Below are 16,214 nucleotides of genomic sequence, written 5' to 3'. Positions count from 1 at the left end.
CGATTCTTTTCTCTCTTAATCTGCATTATAAGGGCAGCCGTCCCCGTGGAGTCAAGATGATTCTCTACTGGCAGGAATGATAAGTTCCGTGACGCACCTGGCGAAAAATTGACAAATTTCGGTTATCGATGGTACGCTCACTAATATCGTTCTTTTAATAGAACAAATCCGGTGCGGATCTGTTCACAACTCAGATAAGGAGCGTCCCTATGACTGACCGGAAGATTCTTGATCAGGCAAGCTTAACCAAGGAAGTACACCTTATTCTTGCACTACTGAATTCCGGAAGTCCAGATGAGACGGCGCGGAAGCATCCGCAGTTGTTCACAGAGGTGAACTGGGACTTATTCGTGGAGCTGAACCGTCAGCACAGGGTGTATCCCTACCTATATTCCAGGCTGAGCAAGATGGAGGAGCAGGTGATCCCTTCTGACGTTCTGGAGCAGCTGAAATGGCAATACCGCAGGAATACGGTACAGATGCTCCAGCTTAGCGGCGAAATGAGCAATATCGCAGGTCAGCTGGCCGAGCTGAATATCCGCTGTCTGTTCCTCAAAGGGCCGGTGCTTGGGCAGGAGCTGTACGGAGACCTGTCGCAGCGCACCTCCCGGGATCTCGACTTCCTGGTGCCGATGGAACAGCTGGAGGATGCCGAAACCTTGCTGATCCGGCTGGGCTATGAGAAGGAAGACAAGTTCGAGAGCCTGCTTGGCGACTGGAAATGGCGGGAGCATCACTCAACGTTCGTGCATCCTGTCAGTAATGTCAACCTTGAGCTGCACTGGCGGTTAGGACCAGGGCCCGCCAAAGAGCCTGCGTTCGACGAGCTCTGGCGTCATTCGCGGACCAGCAGCACCTTCGGCCAGAATGTCCGCTATCTGGGGCCGGAGGATCTGTTCATGTTCCTGGCTGTACACGGTGCCAGACATGCCTGGTCCCGGCTGAGATGGCTGCAGGACATCAAGATGCTGCTAATGGGACAGCAGCCGCCCGATTCCGCTAAGCTAGTCCGCTTACTACAACACTATGATCACAACGCCATAGGAGGACAGACGCTGATTCTGGCCAGAGAGCTGCTGGAGACGCCGGTTGACCCGGCGCTGTCCCCGATGATGGACAACCCCAAGGCCCGCAGGCTCGCACAGGACATTCTGTTCTATCTCCCGCGCATCGTGAATTTGAATACCCCTCCGCTGGAGCCGGAGGTGGAGCAGCATTTCAACCGGTACCTTCCAAGCATTCTATCCACCCGAAGCCGGATGCTCCGCTCCGCCAGCTTCCTCTATCCCTATGCAGCGGATGCCAAGACCCTGCCGCTGCCGAAGCCGCTGCATTTCTTGTATTTCCCGCTGCGGCCTTTGCTGTGGAGCTGGCGGAAGGTGACGGGCGCGGAGAAGGAGATGTAGGCAGGGACAGCCATACCAAAAAGGCAAGTGCTGCGTTAGATTAGCAGCACTTGCCTTTTTACGGTTTCGGAGCCGGGTGGCGGTCAGCCAATGTAATCGGTTTTTCGATTACATTCGGGCTACAACCTCTGCGCCCATCCAATGTAATCGGTTTTTCGATTACATTCGGGCCACAACCTCTGCGCTCGCCCAATGGAATCGGTTTTTCGATTACATTCGGGCTACAACCTCTGCGCTCGCCCAATGGAATCGGTTTTTCGATTACATTCGGGCTACAACCTCTGCGCCCATCCAATGTAATCAGTTTTTCGATTACATTCGGGCCACAACCTCTGCGCTCGCCCAATGGAATCGGTTTTTCGATTACATTCGGGTCACAACCTCTGCGCTCGCCCAATGGAATCGGTTTTTCGATTACATTCGGGTCACAACCTCTGCGCTCGCCTATTGTAATCGGTTTTTCGATTACATTCGGGCCATAACCTCTGCGCTCGCCCAATGGAATCGGTTTTTCGATTACATTCGGACCATAACCTCTGCGCTCGCCAATGTAATCGGTTTTTCGATTACATTTGGACCACACTCCCACTCAGCACCGAATGTGTTCGGTTTTTCGCCTACATTCGCGTTTAAGGTATACCCTTACCCTGCCTCTTCCTGGCCCTTCAGCAATCGGCTGAACATGCCGCCCTTCTCCGAAGCCAGACCGCTGTAGACACCCTGCTGGATGACCCGGCCCTGGTCGATGACCAGAATCTGATCGGCTCCACGGATCGTGGACAGGCGGTGGGCGATGACGATGACGGTCACGGAAGCCTTGATCCGCTCCAGCGCCTCTTGAATCCGCTGCTCGTTCTCGGTGTCGAGCGCGCTGGTCGCCTCATCGAGTACCAGTATCGACGGCTTGCGGATAATGGCGCGCGCCAGCACCAGGCGCTGCCGCTCCCCGCCCGACAGGCGGACACCCCGGTCGCCGAGCAGTGTATCCAGTCCGTCCGGCAGCTTGCGGACGAAGTCCGCCGAGGAAGCAAATTCCAGCGCCTCCCACAGCTCCGCTTCCTCCGCATCCGGCTTGATCATCATTAGATTATCGCGGATGGTCGCGTTATACAGGAACGGGTCCTGTGCCACATATCCGATGGACCTCCGGTAGGACAGCAGCCGCTCCCCTCTGACCGGCTGATCATCCGCCAGAATCTCCCCGTTCTCCGGCTGCATCAGTCCCATGAGCAGATCGACGAGCGTGCTTTTGCCAGCGCCTGAACGTCCGACAATCGCCGTCATCTGCCGGGCGGGAATCCGCACATTGACGTTCTGGAGCGAATATTGCGGCTCGTCCGCATGATAACGGAAATCGACATTCCGGGCCTCAAGGCCTTGCTCCAGCGTCATAGGCAGCACCCGTTCTCCGGCTTGATCCGGTTCATGCTCGACAGCGGCCAGACATTCTTCCTGCAGCGATTGCAGTTGTTTGAAGGATGGCACTACTGAGGCCAGCTGCTCCAGCAGCGACTGCAGCGTCGAAAAGGTCGGCCACAACCGGGTGAAGACGAGAATGACCAGCAGCAGATTCGGCCCTTCCACTTGCATGAACCGGAAGGATACGAAGATAAATACGGCAATCAGCAGCGTGGAAGACAGCTTATACAGGAGCTGGGAGTTAGAGCGCAGGCGCGTGTAGTCAAGCTGCTCCTGCTTCACCTCGCCGGTGAAGACATGCAGCCATTCGAGGCGGGACTGCTCCAGATTATTGCTTTTGATATCCTTGATTCCGTTCAACTGATCGGTAATGCCGCCTAGATACGTCTTGCCCAGCTCTGTGCTGCGGCTACCCAGCCTCTTTGCCTTACGGATGAACCGCCGGGAGAAGATGGACAGCAGCGCCGCGCAGACGAGAACCGCGAGTGTCATCTTGGGGGACAGCCAGAAGGCAAAGGCAATCTGCACCAGGGTGAACAACAGCGACGTGAGAAACTGCAGGAAGCCGCTGATACCCGCCAGGACTCTGGCCAGCTCGGTGGTCATCATATTGATCAGATCAGAGGTGCGTTTTCTCAGAAAAAAAGACCACTGCGCCCGCAGCAATGCGCTATAGACCTCAACCCGCAGCTGCCTGCCATAGGTCTGCTGAATCTCGACATTGCGGATCGCCACGAACCTTGCGATCAGATTCTGGCAGAGCACAATTAGAACATAACTGCCCAGCACCAGCAGCAGCGCTGTGGACTGCGGCAGCTCACTGATGAATCCGAGCATGGGAAGATGATAGCCCGCCGCCGCGCCGCCCAGCTGAATGCCGGCCATGCCGAGCATGGGAACCAGCAGCAGAATGGCAGAGCTCTCCAGCAGACCGCTGATCACCATGCCAAACAGATTAAGATACAGCTTCATGCCCGACAACCGCTGAAGCTGCCGGACGTAGTAGATTATGGCTTGCATGGACCCACCTCGATTACTCGGCTTGTAACACCTTCGCGAACTTCTCCACCACCACGAAGCCCTGCATCGCATCATCCCCGGAGACATAATGGGCTCCGCTGCGCAGCCAGGCGTGGGCAATCATTTGTCCCTGCTTATCGCGGGCGACCCCCATGTAGAGGGTGCTCTCAATGCCCCGCTTCTCCAGCATCTTCAGGGCGGCTACCGCCCGGACCATACAGGTGCTTTTCCAGGGAGTATAGCGGCTCATCACCCGGATTGCCTTGGTAATCTGCTGGATGCGGCGAAGATCGGAAGGCTTGGATACTGCGGGACTCTCCAGGGATTTCACCCCAAGCTGAGGGGCGGTCCTGGCAAAGGGGAACAACAGCTGGATTCGGACCAGCAGCAGCCGCCATAATGTCTCGGGAAGCAGCGCAAGCAACGCCTTGTCATGCACCAGCAGAAGACGGAGCCTCCGGAGGGTCATCATGGTCCGCTAACGATGGAGACCAGATCCTCATTCAGCAGATTCTGTACAAAATCAATGACATCCTGCTGCGCCACCTCTGCTGGCACCTCAAAGATCTCCTGCATCTTCCCGGCAATCTGCTGAATCGATACCGGTGAAGCCAGCGCTTCCCAGATCTCACCGCCAACTTCGCCGAGGTTGTAGTATTTGCCGTTCTTCACATTCAGCATGACCTTCTCGCCGTCCATATCACTTGCGATATTGCCTTCCCGTTGAACCAGTACCGAATCCGGCGACAGCACTTCTGTAGTATTCATATTCATAGGTTCATCTCCTTCACCTTGGGCATAATCGTCTTCATAATCTTTTCCGTCTGCTGCGGTGCACTGAAGCCCTGCTCAGGGCGGGTCAGCCGGTACATCGGCAGCCGGTTTACGAACGAGGCCAGCAGCCCGAAGTGCCATTCTCTGACACCCATTGGGTCGACCAGCGCTTTTTGATAAGTATGATTGTATAAGGTATGAAGCCGGTCCAAGCCGCTTATCGCCTCTACGGCCACCGGCCCGTCCTGCACCACAGACAGTTCAAAGATGCCGGCCAGCGGCAGCGGCTCACTCTGGAACCGGTCATGCACCGGTACGGCGAACTTGGTCTCACGCTGAAACAGCGGACGGTACGCAGACGAATTCATTCCCAAATAGTCCAGGCTCTGCTGCCACAGCTTCTGCTGCGGATAACCTGGAACAGCCAATGGATGTCCATTATGCACCAACACGGGAATAACGTCGTCACTGACCAGGAGATGCCCCTGATCCATCAGATAGGAGGCAAGCGTGGATTTACCCGCACCTGAACGCCCCACCAGCGCATAGGCCTTATTGTCCAGCACAAGCGAGCTGCCGTGCAGGGCCAGTATGCCTTTTTGCATCAATACTACACCCATACAGCTGCCCAGAATGAACAAGCGGATGCTATCCAGATCTGCGCCTGCAGCCGGAGAGACTGTAATCGTACTGCCATTCTGTATCGAAAAAATAGCGGTGCCCTTCACCATGAACATCACTTCATGCGCCGCGATGCCCAGATTCGGCGTAATCTTCGGTATCGCTTCCCATCGCTCCGCCAGACGGCCTTCAACTACTGACAGGTTCCCTATCCTTCCAGGGTGATCTGTACGGGGAAGTTCTGGTAGCGCGAACTCACTGAGGATTTGCAGGCCAAAAGCCTTATAACCGAGGCATTGCACTGTGCCAGCCATACTGCTCACTCCATCTCAGTCAATTTCACCCGTTGTCTTGCGGATGACAAGTGGAAACATTACTTCGGATAAAGGGATAGCCCTGATCCCCCTCCAGCAAGCTAAGAGGGATTAGGGCTGAGCGGTAATGCAGGAAGACTAGGAGTGACTAACGATTTCATCTGGATCGGCTTGGAACGCATCGGCAATGGATACCCCCGGGCCAGCCATAGTCATTTTCACATCCAACACTTCCAATGCAGGCTTGCTGTATTCCTTTTTCATCTTGTCACCCCCTTTCAAGAAACGTCCTTCAGGAGAGCCGCTTCAAAAAGCGGTAAAACACCAGTCCTCTTGTAAGAAGGCGGAAATCCGTGTTAAAGATTAATAATGGTTCGGGCTCACTACCCAGCCGGTCCAAGCATCCGGCGAGCCCGGGACGATTCAGATAAGACGAAGTACGGGGGTCTTGCAGCATCTCCCTCAGCTCCTGCTGGAACCTTTGCCACTCGGGCAGCATACGTGTAATGCCATCCGCCCCCTGGATACCGCGCCGGGTCTGGTTAAGCCTGACCTTATCCGGCAGCCGCCCTTCCATCGCCCGGCGGATGAGCGAGCGGTCCATTCCGTTCTGGACGTATTGCTCCTCAGGCACCGACATACAGAAGTTGATGACACGCAGGTCATTCGTCGCATCCCGGTCCCATACCCTGTACTTCAGCGACAGCTTGGTAGCCGCCGTTCCGTTCACATTCCAGACATGCGGCTGGCGGAAATGCTCTCTGCGGATATCGTACACGGTCTGGGAAGCAGGCGACTGGTCCAGCTCCTTCAGCCGCTCCTGCACCCCGGTCCGCCGGGCAAATTCAGGGTGGATCAGCTCCGGCGGAGCCTCCTGTCTCCCGGCCATCAGCTGGCCTAGAGCGGGGAACACCTTGCGCCCGGCTATTTTCAGCATTCTTTTGCGGCTTACTCCCATCGAATGGCTGTACAGCTTATTCTCCCGGTAAAAGCGGAACCAGCGGAATTCACGCAGCAGCTTCGCCTGGTAATCCAGCGCCGGTCCCCAGGAGATACTCCAGTTGCCCCGTTGTCCGCTAAGCAGCACTCCAGCATTCTTCATTCCGGCTTGTTCATATATGCCCCTCAGCCAGTAAGAATTCTCTATGAATTTGTAGGGCATCTCCATAATATCGAGCCATTCATCGATTTCGCCATAAGAGCTTCGGTCAGGAAAATTGTAAAAGCTAGGCTCAATGTTCCCGACATAGTCGATGGTCTCCTGAATATATGGACGCTCATCGGTCACCCGCTGGCCCAGCTTGAACCCTGTAAAGTGATCCAAAGGATACGAGCTGAAGGTGTGGAGCGGCTTGCCCGTGCGGCGAAGCTCCTGTGCCGCAAAGCTCACCACCGCCCCTGAGTCCAGTCCGCCGCTTAAGTTCGCACCAGCTTCAAGGTGGGTACGCAGCCGGTCCCGGACTGCACGCCCGAACACCTCACGGAACGCTTCCTCATACTCGCCATTGCTGCGCAGCCGGAGTGGGGACGGAGTCTGGAAGGTGTAATACCTGGAGAATGTAATCCCCTTCGGGCTTACTGTCATTGAATGCGCCGGGGGCAGCTGCTCCACACCCTGATAGACCGTGGAGAACATATCCGCGACATCCATCCGGCCCTGGCCCGCCAGATATTCCGAGATCCAGCCTTCATGCAGCACGCGTTCTCCATCCATTAGCGTGAGTAGCGGATGAATCACGGTGCAGAAGGAGAACTGTCTGCCTGAGCGGTGGAAGTACAGCGTCCGGCTCCCCGAGAAATCCCTCGCTCCAAACAGCGTCTGCCTGCCGGCATCCCAGATCATGAAGGCAAAATCTCCGACCAGATGCACCGGAGCCTGATCCCCCCATTTCTCATAGGCCAGAAGAATCAGCAGGCTGTCCGGCATCGACTCCTGATCCTCCCGGACAACCTGAAGTTGTCCAAAGAGCTCGCTGCGGTTATCGATGATGGCATCCGCTACGATCGCCAGCTTCCGCTGCGGATCATAATAGGGAAGCACCTCGCCCCGGGACTGCGGGGTAATCCACTGTGCGTGGCACCCGAGGAACAGCCCCTCCGTATTCCAGCCCCGGGCATCATCCGCCGGATAACGCTGCAGCTCCTGCATCAGGCGCGGACCGAGCTCCGGGTCCAGCGGCCCATGCTGCATAGAATAGATCCCGGCGATTGCACTCATGGGTTACCTCCAGCTGTCTATAATTTCGCTACCGTTTCAGTACTAGGTTCATTACAACAAGTTCTTAATAGTGAACACTTCTTATTACCTAAGATAACGTTCTTGCCATTAAATGTGAATAGTACCAGAGAGTACTTTTAGGTATCCTTTAGCGTATTGACTTTAGTTAAAATCTATGGTATTGAAACCCTGAAATATGACCTATGGTATATAATGGCTTATACTAAAAGTAACTGATTCACCAAATACTCTCTATAGGAGCTAGATTTTATGAACAATTATTCAATAGACCCCATCCTGATTCCCGTACCGGAGAGCTTCGAAAGCAGCCGCCTGCAAATCCGTGCAGCACGCTGGGGGGACGGCCCTGCTGTAAACGAAGCCGTTCGGCAAAGTGCCGCTGAATTAAGCCCTTGGATGCCCTGGGCCCAGCGTATCCCTTCTGTAGATGAATCGGAGGTGTCCATCCGGAAATCACGGCTGCAGTTCCTGGAACGCAGCGATATCCGGCTGCTGCTCTTCCATAAGAAGACAGGGCAGCTTATCGGGAGCAGCGGCCTGCACCGGATCGACTGGCAGGTGCGTAAATTTGAAATTGGATATTGGGTACACACCTCATTCGCCGGTCAAGGTTACATCACGGAAGCGGTGAATGCCATTGCGGATTTCGCCATACAGGAGCTACAAGCTAACCGGCTGGAGATCCGCTGCGATTCCCGCAATACGCAGAGCGCACGCGTAGCCGAACGTACAGGCTTTACGTTGGAAGGTATTCTGCGCAATGACAAGACCGATGTACAGGGGAGCTTGAGAGACACAATGGTCTACTCAAAGGTTCGCGGGGTTGAATATTAAGGGGGATTTAGTATAGTTGGGGTTAAACTTTTACCAATACACCGAAGGAGAAACTACCTATGAATACTCTTCAATTTGTCTACAATTATAAAGATCATGAGCCGCTGCGGAACAGCTTTTTCGAGCTGGCAAAAGACACGTTCGAGCTGGAGCTGGAGCGCTGGTATGAGGAGGGCTTCTGGACGGATAAGTATGTTCCTTATTCTTACGCGGAGGGAAACCGGATTGTGGCGAATGTCTCGGTCAATCTAATAGAGCTAACCATTAACGGGGTGAAATCCCCTGCTGTGCAGATCGGGACGGTGATGACTCATCCTGACTATAGAGGACGCGGCCTGTCTGGACGGTTGATTGACAATGTGCTGGAGGAGTATGGGCAAGCGTGTGATTTCATGTATCTTTTTGCCAATGAGTCAGTCTTGGAGTTCTATCCTAAGTTCGGCTTCCACCCGGTGGAAGAGCAGATCTTCTCCATGGCCTGCCCCGGGGGCACTGCCGGATCTGCGGCAATCCGCAAGCTGGATCTAGCCGACCCGCGTGATCTGAGCCTGGTCTCTTCTCTCGGAGCGCAGCGAGTACCAGTATCTGAGCGTTTTGGCATCAGCGGCGCCCATGGCCTGCTAATGTTCTACTGCCTGAACGTGTTCAGCGATCAGCTCTACTACCTGGAGGACGAGAATCTCATTGCCATCTGCCAGCAGGAGAATGGGCAGCTTGAGCTCTTCGATCTGATCAGCACACAGCCCGTCTCCTGCCGCGACATCGCCCTGAAGCTTGCGGACAGCGATACGGAGACGATCGTCTTCCACTTCACCCCGGATGACCCTGGCCTGGAATTGTCAGACAGCAGCCATTCAGAGGGCCTATTCGTCCGGACTCAGGGCGGGCAGCAATATCCTGCTAACGTTAAGCATCCGGCTACTTCCATCGCCTAGTGAAGCATCAGATTGCAATATGTGAGAACAGCTTAACTAAGTCGCTTGTTGAAGGTTTGCCCTGCCCCGATGAAGGTACAAGTGGTATGCTTAATTGCAATTCGTACAACTAAATCGTCTGATGTGCCGCCTTATCTCCGTTTAGCTGTATTTCGTACAACTAAAATGCCCTCTGTACCGGGTTCTCACCCATTCAGGCGGATTTAGTTGTACAGACTACAGTTAAGAGAGGAATTCTTTCTTTTCCACTGTTTTTAAGTGTACAGAATACAACTATCACCGAATGTTCGCTTCGGCGAAAGAACGATAGTCCATACATTACCGCATCTATGGAATGAATTCATAGGTCACAGCGTCATAAACTGCCCCTGCCGGGCCAGGTACGCTTCCTTCTCCTTATAGTCCGGCATGATACTGCCCAGGCGCCGCCAGAAGGAACGGTCATGATTCATATGCAGCAGATGACACAGCTCATGAATGATGACATAGTCAATCACTTCAGGCGGCGCCATGGCCAGGCGGTAATTGAACGTCAGCTTGCCGTCAAAGCTGCAGCTCCCCCATTTGGTCCGCGACTCCACAATCTCCATACTCTTCGGCTTCACTCTGAGCTGCGTCTGGTAGGGCTTGATGCGCTCTGCGATGATTTTTTTCAGACTGGCCGTATAGAATTTCTTCAGCGCAAGCTTCAGCTCCTCCGCATCCGCCTGCCGGTCCCCAATCAGCTCATGCAGCGCATATTCCTTCCCCAAGTACAAGAAGGCTTCTTCGTCGCCCTCATAAGCCTTAACCCTTGGCACCTGCCGGGCTGCCGCATTGCTGCGCAGCTTCTCCATAATCTTCGGGCCTAGACTTGCTACCGCACCGAGGATCGCCTCTTCACTCGTTCCCTTGGGCGCCTTAACGGTAATGAGGTCCGAGCCGTCCACCGTTACGGATAGCTTCTTGCGCTTGGCATACTGGACATATAACGTAACCATCTGATCTTCTAGTTGAATCTGCATAGCCACCATCGTTTCTGTAATTTCTAGTACACACTAATATACCGGATAACCGGATACAAACACTGCCAGATACAGCAGACCCCCCGCAATAAATAGCGTAGTGAGCAGGATATCTTTCCACTTCTTATCCTCCGTCAACAGCACAGCCGCGAACGCCAGCGGAAACGCAACAGCGAAATAACGCGGAGCAGACAGCAGCCAAGTCGGGGCCACTACATAGACGAAATAGGCGATCATGTACGCCATGTAGGCGGGATTAAGCTTCTTCGTACTGCGGAGCATCATGAAGAGAACCAGGAAGATCGCGCACAAATTCGGCAGCCACAGCCCTAAGAACGACCGGTAATCGGCATCCTTGAAGGTATTCACCGCATATTCCATCTGATATCTCGCAGTATCGAAAAAGAAGTAGAACCGCTGCGACCAGTGCTCCCGCTGATAAATACTGAACTGGAACGCGTTGCCCGTCACATTGTAATTGATGTAGAGATAAGCAAGCAGACCGAATGAGACACTCACCAGGGAGAGAACAGCCAAGATCAGCTTATTCGTAAAAGCCTTCCGGTCCATTGACCTGTAGCCAGCGGCCAGCTCCCGGGCAAATTCCACGGCAATCGGCACGGCCAGCAGAATCCCCGGGGAACGGGTGAATCCGGCCAGCGCCGCACAGAGGCAGCCCAGCAGCCAGCGCTTTTTGCGCACAAAATACAGCGCCATCAGGGAGAGCAGCAGGAACAGCGCCTCCGTCATGGGAAGGAAGAAAAAGAAGGCCGACGGGAAGATGAAGATGTACTTCACTACCCGCAGGGCATTCCTGCGCCCCATATCCAGCCGGGCCAGTTCATAAGCGAACAACGCCGCTGCAAGCGTGCAGAGATTGGCTACGGCAAATCCTGCAGCCATATAATTGCCTGTGAAGAACTGCGCCAGCTTGATCATAACGGGGAAAAACGGCAGAAATACAATATGAAATCTGGGGTCCCCTTCCGTCACATACCACCGCTCGGCAATGCCCAGATAGGACATCGCATCAATTCCGCGGATATGCCACATCTCAATGAAGCGGGAGAACAGGCTGCCGGAGCCTCCCTCCCGAAGCACCCAGAATACATAAGCCGCAAGGATTAGCAGCACCCGGCTGAATATCACCCACAGCACAATCTTCCACCAGGTCCGCTGCCGTTCCTCCGGGGAGTCGTCCGTATTCACCGTCCGCAGTTCGCCGGGGCTCATGATGTACCCGGTTATAGCGGGAATGGCCCGCAGGCCCGTCCAGATAAACAGGGCCAGACAGAGCAGGGAAGCCAAGGCCCCCGCCAGGGTCCAGGTATGTACCGACACTGCCCATACCCAGACAGCTATTATCATAACAAGGATAAAGAGCGCTGAAATTGCTGTATTGACCTTTTTCACCATAGCCTCCGGTTCCGCAAGCTTTGCGGTATTGATTAGTCTTTTTCTCATTTTCTTATAGAAATGCCTGTAGCACAATGATTAGTTTAGCACGATATGACAAGCGAAGAGGAACACCGCGTAAGATTCAGCAGCGTTCCTCTTCGGTACAGCATAGGTACTCGTTGATCAGGATTTCGGAAGCAACGGGAAATGACAGGCTACCGGACGGCCCGGCAGGACCTCTTCCAGCAGCGGCTCCACTAAGCGGCATTTGTCCTGGACGAACGGGCAGCGGGTATGGAACCGGCAGCCGGAGGGCGGATTGGCCGGGGAGGGCACATCTCCCTCCAGCATAATGCGCTCCTGCTTACGCCTTGGCGTAGGCTTGGGAATGGCCGATAGCAGGGCGGCAGTATACGGATGCAGCGGGGCCGCGAACAGTTCCTCCGTCTCCCCCACCTCCACCAGCTTGCCCAGGTACATGACCCCAACGCGGTCAGAGATATGACGGACTACGTTCAAACCATGTGCAATGAAGAGGAAGGTTAGACCCAGCTCCTTCTGCAGCTTCATCAGCAGGTTAATGACCTGGGATTGCACGGATACGTCCAGCGCGGACACGGCCTCATCGGCCACAATAAACTGCGGATTCAGCGCAATCGCCCGGGCGATGCCAATGCGCTGGCGTTGTCCGCCGGAGAATTCATGCGGATAGCGGTTCCGGCGGCTGGCATCCAGACCCACCAGCTCCATCAGCTCGACCACCCGGGCATCGATCTCCTTGCCGGACATCTTCCAGTGAATGCGCAGCGGCTCGCCGATAATATCCTTGACGAGGAAGCGCGGATTCAGCGACCCGAACGGGTCCTGGAAAATAATCTGCATCTCTTCCCGCAGCTTCCGCATGTCACGCGAACCCAGCGAATGGATATCCTGGCCCTTGAATAGCACCTGCCCCCCGGTCGCACTTTGCAGCCGGAGCAGTACCCGTCCGAAGGTGGATTTGCCGCAGCCGGATTCCCCGACCAGCCCGAACGTCTCGCCTTGGCGGATCGCCAGATTGACCCCATCCACCGCCTTGACCTGCCCGACGGTCCGGTTAAGCAGACCCTTGGTGATCGGAAAATACTTCTTAATATCCTTAACCTCCACCAGTACTTCTGAGGAGGCAGCTACCTTACGATCTGGCTTGGCCAATGTCTTGTTCATCATGCGCGCTTCGCCTCCCCGCTGGTATACGCTGAAACCGGCTTATCCTTGAACAGCCAGCAGGCGGCCCGGTGATCATCAGAGATCAGGAAATCCGGCGGCTCCTGGCTCCGGCAGATCTCCATCGCATGCGGACAGCGCGGATGGAAGCGGCAGCCCGCAGGCAGCTGTCCTATCGGCGGGATCGTTCCGCTGATCGTATAGAGCTCGCCTCCCCGTCCGCCTTCGAACCCCGGAATCGACTGGAGCAGACCTATCGTATAAGGATGGCTGGGATGGTCGAAGATCTCTTCCACACCGCCTTCTTCCACGATAGCGCCCGCATACATGACAGCAATGCGGTCCGCCATCTCAGCGGCAACTCCCATGTCGTGGGTAATCAGCAGGATGGACATGCCAAGCTCCGACTGAAGCTTGCGCAACAGGTCCAGAATCTGCGCTTGGACCGTAACATCAAGTGCGGTGGTCGGCTCATCGGCAATCAGCAGCTCGGGGTTACAGGCCAGCGCAATCGCAATGACTACGCGCTGGCACATCCCGCCAGACAGCTCATGCGGGTACTGCTTCGCACGGATCTCCGGTGCCGGTATGCCCACCAATCTAATCAGATCGACCGCCAGCTTCAGCGCTTCTGCATCCTTCTTATTCTGATGCAGCCGCAGACTCTCAGCAATCTGTTCCCCTATGGTGAAGACCGGATTTAGCGAAGACATCGGGTCCTGGAAGATCATAGCGATCTGGTTGCCGCGGATCTCCCGCATCTCCTCCTGGCTTTTCGCCCCCAGATCCTGTCCATGGAAGTCAATCTGTCCATCCAGGATCATACCGCCCGCATAATCGATCAGGCGCATGATCGCCAGCGAGGTGACACTTTTGCCGCTGCCGGATTCGCCTACAATACAGACTGTCTGACCTTTATTCACCGTAAGGGAGATGCCGTCGGTTGCTTTGAGCAGTCCCTTCTCTGTCGCAAAGCCGGCAGTTAGTTTCCGGATTTCGAGTAGTTTTTGCGCCATTGTTCCAGCCTCCTCCGGGATTTGGTCACTTGCTGTCTGGGATCAAGGGCATCCCGGATGCCGTCGCCGATAAAGTTAACCGCCAGCACCACCATCAGGATGCAAAAGCCCGGATACACCGCCTGCATCGGATCAATCAGCATGAACTCCTGGGCGTTACTGAGCATCAGCCCCCAGCTCGTAGCCGGAGCCTGGATACCAAGACCCAGATAGGACAATGCGGATTCACTGAGAATCGCGCCGCCGACCATCAATGTGGCATTAACAATGATCGGGAAGCTCGCATTGCGGAGCAGATGCCGGAAGATGATTCCCCAGCTGGATACGCCGATGGCTTTGGCCGCCTCCACATACTGCATTTCCCGCAGCTGCAGGAAGGTTCCCCGGACCAGCCGGGCAATACTCATCCAGCTCGTGAACGCCAGAATCAGGATCATGAATTCAATCTTTGTTCCGAACAGCGCCATTACCAGGATATTCAGGAACAGAGACGGTACAGAGTTCATGACGTCAACAATCCGCATGAATACCGTATCCACGAATCCGCCGAAGTAACCCGAAATGGCTCCGACTATCGAGCCGACCAGCACGGATACAAAAGCAACAGAGAAACCAATAAGCAGCGAAATCCGCGCACTATACAGCAGTCTGCTTAGAATATCGCGGCCCAGCTCGTCGGTGCCGAGGGGATGTCCCTCCGCCCCCGGCTTCAGGTTGGCGAACATCAGATCAATCTTCTCCGGCCCATAGGAGGTCAGGTACGGTGCGCAGATCGCCAGCAGGACAAAGATAAGCAGGACGGCCAACCCGCCCATGGCAAAAGGATTGCGTGAAAACTTCTTCCACAGCACTCTCCACGGGCCGGGAGGTCTGTCCATATCCACCACCGGAATTTCCGGGTCGGTCCCGCCCGGCATCGGACTCATATCCGGCGTTCGCAGCGGCTTGGAGACCTTCCCTTTGATAAGCTCTGTATTATCTGTACTCATGCCGCCTTCCCCCCTTGCTTGCCGAGCTTCACCCGGGGATCAACTACGACATACAGTATATCTGCCAGCAGATTGCCAATGACGACCATCACAGCCGTGACGATAGTCACAGCCATCAGTGCCGAATATTCGCGTGCAGTGGCCATCTCTACGAACCAACGGCCCATTCCCGGCCAGTTGAATACATTCTCTGTTAGTGCGGCCCCTCCCACCAGGATCGGAAGATCAAGGCCTAGTATTGTAATAATTGGAATTAGTGCATTGCGCAGGGCATGGCGGAAGACGACTTTCCGTTCCTTGACGCCTTTGGCCCGTGCCGTCCGGATATAATCCTGATCCAGCACCTCCAGCATACTGGCCCGCGCATACTTCATATAAGAAGCCAGGAACCCAAGTGCCAGTACCGTTACCGGCAGCACCAGATGCATGAATAAATCAGCGATACTGTCTTCCTTGCCTCTTGTATGCATATCCGACAATGGGAACCAGTCCAGCTTGAGCGACAGCCACTGCTGCAATAGAATCCCGAACCAGAAGGTCGGCATGGCGAAGCCCAGATAAGAAATGAACGAAGCCGTCTGATCCGATAAACCATAGACTTTGGTACTATTGTAGATTCCCCAGGGGATTGCGATCAGCAGGGATACCAGCCAAGCCGCACCCATCAGGATTATGGTATTGCCGATACGCGGCCAGAGCAGGTCCGAGATCGCAATATGGTTCTTGAAGGTATACCCCAGATCCCCTTGCAGCAGGTCGCCGATCCAGTGGATATACTGGATATGAATCGGCTGATCCAGACCCAGATTCTTGGCTTGCTGCTCGAAGATTTCGGGAGTCAAGCCCGGGGCCAGCATCACTTGTGTGGGTCCGCCCGGAGCCGCATGGATGAGAAGAAAGGTTAGTATGGTAATCAGAAAGATGACCAGTACCGATTGAAGCACTCTACGTATCAGGTATTCTGTCATTGGCTATCCTCCTAGAGATGGTAAGGCGATAGATTACGGAGGCCCCCCATTTATACAAAAGGGGGAGGTGA

General features: G+C 55.0%; 16 protein-coding genes. 3 read left to right on the top strand and 13 right to left on the bottom strand.

Translation table 11 applies throughout. The features are described 5' to 3' along the window. Positions 1 to 209: 209 nt before the first annotated feature. The gene (locus NST69_RS02530; RefSeq protein ID WP_342548403.1) at positions 210 to 1,406 is read left to right on the top strand and encodes a nucleotidyltransferase family protein; all 1,197 of its coding nucleotides are present in this window, start codon (positions 210 to 212) and stop codon (positions 1,404 to 1,406) included. 58 nt (positions 1,407 to 1,464) lie between these two features. Here the strand turns inward: NST69_RS02530 and NST69_RS02525 are convergent, their stop codons facing one another. From NST69_RS02525 to NST69_RS02495, 7 genes are all read right to left on the bottom strand, one after another. Continuing rightward, entirely contained in the window at positions 1,465 to 1,989 is a 525-nt protein-coding gene (locus NST69_RS02525) for a hypothetical protein (RefSeq protein ID WP_342548402.1), read from the bottom strand. 59 nt (positions 1,990 to 2,048) lie between these two features. Beyond that, positions 2,049 to 3,845 (bottom strand): ABC transporter ATP-binding protein, encoded by a 1,797-nt coding sequence (locus NST69_RS02520; protein WP_342548401.1) that lies wholly within the window; start codon positions 3,843 to 3,845, stop codon positions 2,049 to 2,051. Positions 3,846 to 3,858: 13 nt separating this feature from the next. Then, the gene (locus NST69_RS02515) at positions 3,859 to 4,317 is read right to left on the bottom strand and encodes a lasso peptide biosynthesis B2 protein (RefSeq protein WP_342548400.1); all 459 of its coding nucleotides are present in this window, start codon (positions 4,315 to 4,317) and stop codon (positions 3,859 to 3,861) included. Then, a complete protein-coding gene (locus NST69_RS02510) occupies positions 4,314 to 4,619 on the bottom strand; it encodes a lasso peptide biosynthesis PqqD family chaperone (protein ID WP_342548399.1) in 306 nt (101 codons plus the stop codon). The genes NST69_RS02515 and NST69_RS02510 overlap by 4 nt, the downstream gene beginning before the upstream one ends. Beyond that, positions 4,616 to 5,554 carry an aldolase gene (locus NST69_RS02505; protein ID WP_342548398.1) on the bottom strand — a complete coding sequence of 313 codons (939 nt, stop codon included), beginning with the start codon at positions 5,552 to 5,554 and terminating at the stop codon, positions 4,616 to 4,618. The genes NST69_RS02510 and NST69_RS02505 overlap by 4 nt, the downstream gene beginning before the upstream one ends. A gap of 138 nt (positions 5,555 to 5,692) precedes the next feature. Further along, on the bottom strand, positions 5,693 to 5,818 hold the full coding sequence (locus NST69_RS02500; RefSeq protein ID WP_036694602.1) for a paeninodin family lasso peptide: 126 nt from the start codon (positions 5,816 to 5,818) through the stop codon (positions 5,693 to 5,695). 28 nt (positions 5,819 to 5,846) lie between these two features. After that, positions 5,847 to 7,772, bottom strand: coding sequence for an asparagine synthase-related protein (locus NST69_RS02495; RefSeq protein WP_342548397.1), 1,926 nt, complete (start codon positions 7,770 to 7,772; stop codon positions 5,847 to 5,849). Positions 7,773 to 8,042: 270 nt separating this feature from the next. Here NST69_RS02495 and NST69_RS02490 point away from each other — a divergent pair, with 270 nt between their 5' ends. Further along, a complete protein-coding gene (locus tag NST69_RS02490) occupies positions 8,043 to 8,627 on the top strand; it encodes a GNAT family N-acetyltransferase (protein ID WP_036730637.1) in 585 nt (194 codons plus the stop codon). Between the two features lie 59 nt (positions 8,628 to 8,686). Next, positions 8,687 to 9,562, top strand: coding sequence for a GNAT family N-acetyltransferase (locus NST69_RS02485; protein WP_342548396.1), 876 nt, complete (start codon positions 8,687 to 8,689; stop codon positions 9,560 to 9,562). Positions 9,563 to 9,909: 347 nt separating this feature from the next. Here NST69_RS02485 and NST69_RS02480 read toward each other — a convergent pair whose 3' ends face one another. The 6 genes from NST69_RS02480 to NST69_RS02455 form a co-directional block, all read right to left on the bottom strand. Next, positions 9,910 to 10,566 (bottom strand): SprT family zinc-dependent metalloprotease, encoded by a 657-nt coding sequence (locus NST69_RS02480; protein ID WP_342548395.1) that lies wholly within the window; start codon positions 10,564 to 10,566, stop codon positions 9,910 to 9,912. 33 nt (positions 10,567 to 10,599) lie between these two features. Beyond that, positions 10,600 to 11,907 carry a hypothetical protein gene (locus NST69_RS02475; protein WP_342548394.1) on the bottom strand — a complete coding sequence of 436 codons (1,308 nt, stop codon included), beginning with the start codon at positions 11,905 to 11,907 and terminating at the stop codon, positions 10,600 to 10,602. Positions 11,908 to 12,147: 240 nt separating this feature from the next. Beyond that, positions 12,148 to 13,173, bottom strand: coding sequence for an ABC transporter ATP-binding protein (locus NST69_RS02470; RefSeq protein ID WP_339253646.1), 1,026 nt, complete (start codon positions 13,171 to 13,173; stop codon positions 12,148 to 12,150). Next, positions 13,170 to 14,186, bottom strand: coding sequence for an ABC transporter ATP-binding protein (locus tag NST69_RS02465; RefSeq protein WP_076081945.1), 1,017 nt, complete (start codon positions 14,184 to 14,186; stop codon positions 13,170 to 13,172). Before NST69_RS02465 ends, NST69_RS02470 begins: the two co-directional genes overlap by 4 nt. Then, a complete protein-coding gene (locus NST69_RS02460) occupies positions 14,153 to 15,112 on the bottom strand; it encodes an ABC transporter permease (RefSeq protein WP_339257296.1) in 960 nt (319 codons plus the stop codon). Before NST69_RS02460 ends, NST69_RS02465 begins: the two co-directional genes overlap by 34 nt. A gap of 59 nt (positions 15,113 to 15,171) precedes the next feature. Next, positions 15,172 to 16,143, bottom strand: a complete 972-nt coding sequence (locus tag NST69_RS02455; protein WP_036730648.1) for an ABC transporter permease — start codon at positions 16,141 to 16,143, stop codon at positions 15,172 to 15,174. Positions 16,144 to 16,214: the final 71 nt, after the last annotated feature.

Origin of the sequence: Paenibacillus sp. FSL P2-0089, from assembly GCF_038595095.1 — a bacterium.
Classification (GTDB): domain Bacteria; phylum Bacillota; class Bacilli; order Paenibacillales; family Paenibacillaceae; genus Paenibacillus_AQ; species Paenibacillus_AQ silagei.
Note: the sequence above shows the minus strand (reverse complement) of the source record. Positions and strands in the feature narration are given on the sequence as shown.

Coding starts and splice junctions, on each gene's coding strand:
- NST69_RS02530 (WP_342548403.1), top strand. CDS start 210: ATGACTGACCGGAAGATTCTTGATCAGGCAAGCTTAACCAAGGAAGTA.
- NST69_RS02520 (WP_342548401.1), bottom strand. CDS start 3,845: ATGCAAGCCATAATCTACTACGTCCGGCAGCTTCAGCGGTTGTCGGGC.
- NST69_RS02515 (WP_342548400.1), bottom strand. CDS start 4,317: ATGATGACCCTCCGGAGGCTCCGTCTTCTGCTGGTGCATGACAAGGCG.
- NST69_RS02510 (WP_342548399.1), bottom strand. CDS start 4,619: ATGAATATGAATACTACAGAAGTGCTGTCGCCGGATTCGGTACTGGTT.
- NST69_RS02505 (WP_342548398.1), bottom strand. CDS start 5,554: ATGGCTGGCACAGTGCAATGCCTCGGTTATAAGGCTTTTGGCCTGCAA.
- NST69_RS02500 (WP_036694602.1), bottom strand. CDS start 5,818: ATGAAAAAGGAATACAGCAAGCCTGCATTGGAAGTGTTGGATGTGAAA.
- NST69_RS02495 (WP_342548397.1), bottom strand. CDS start 7,772: ATGAGTGCAATCGCCGGGATCTATTCTATGCAGCATGGGCCGCTGGAC.
- NST69_RS02490 (WP_036730637.1), top strand. CDS start 8,043: ATGAACAATTATTCAATAGACCCCATCCTGATTCCCGTACCGGAGAGC.
- NST69_RS02485 (WP_342548396.1), top strand. CDS start 8,687: ATGAATACTCTTCAATTTGTCTACAATTATAAAGATCATGAGCCGCTG.
- NST69_RS02480 (WP_342548395.1), bottom strand. CDS start 10,566: ATGCAGATTCAACTAGAAGATCAGATGGTTACGTTATATGTCCAGTAT.
- NST69_RS02470 (WP_339253646.1), bottom strand. CDS start 13,173: ATGATGAACAAGACATTGGCCAAGCCAGATCGTAAGGTAGCTGCCTCC.
- NST69_RS02465 (WP_076081945.1), bottom strand. CDS start 14,186: ATGGCGCAAAAACTACTCGAAATCCGGAAACTAACTGCCGGCTTTGCG.
- NST69_RS02460 (WP_339257296.1), bottom strand. CDS start 15,112: ATGAGTCCGATGCCGGGCGGGACCGACCCGGAAATTCCGGTGGTGGAT.
- NST69_RS02455 (WP_036730648.1), bottom strand. CDS start 16,143: ATGACAGAATACCTGATACGTAGAGTGCTTCAATCGGTACTGGTCATC.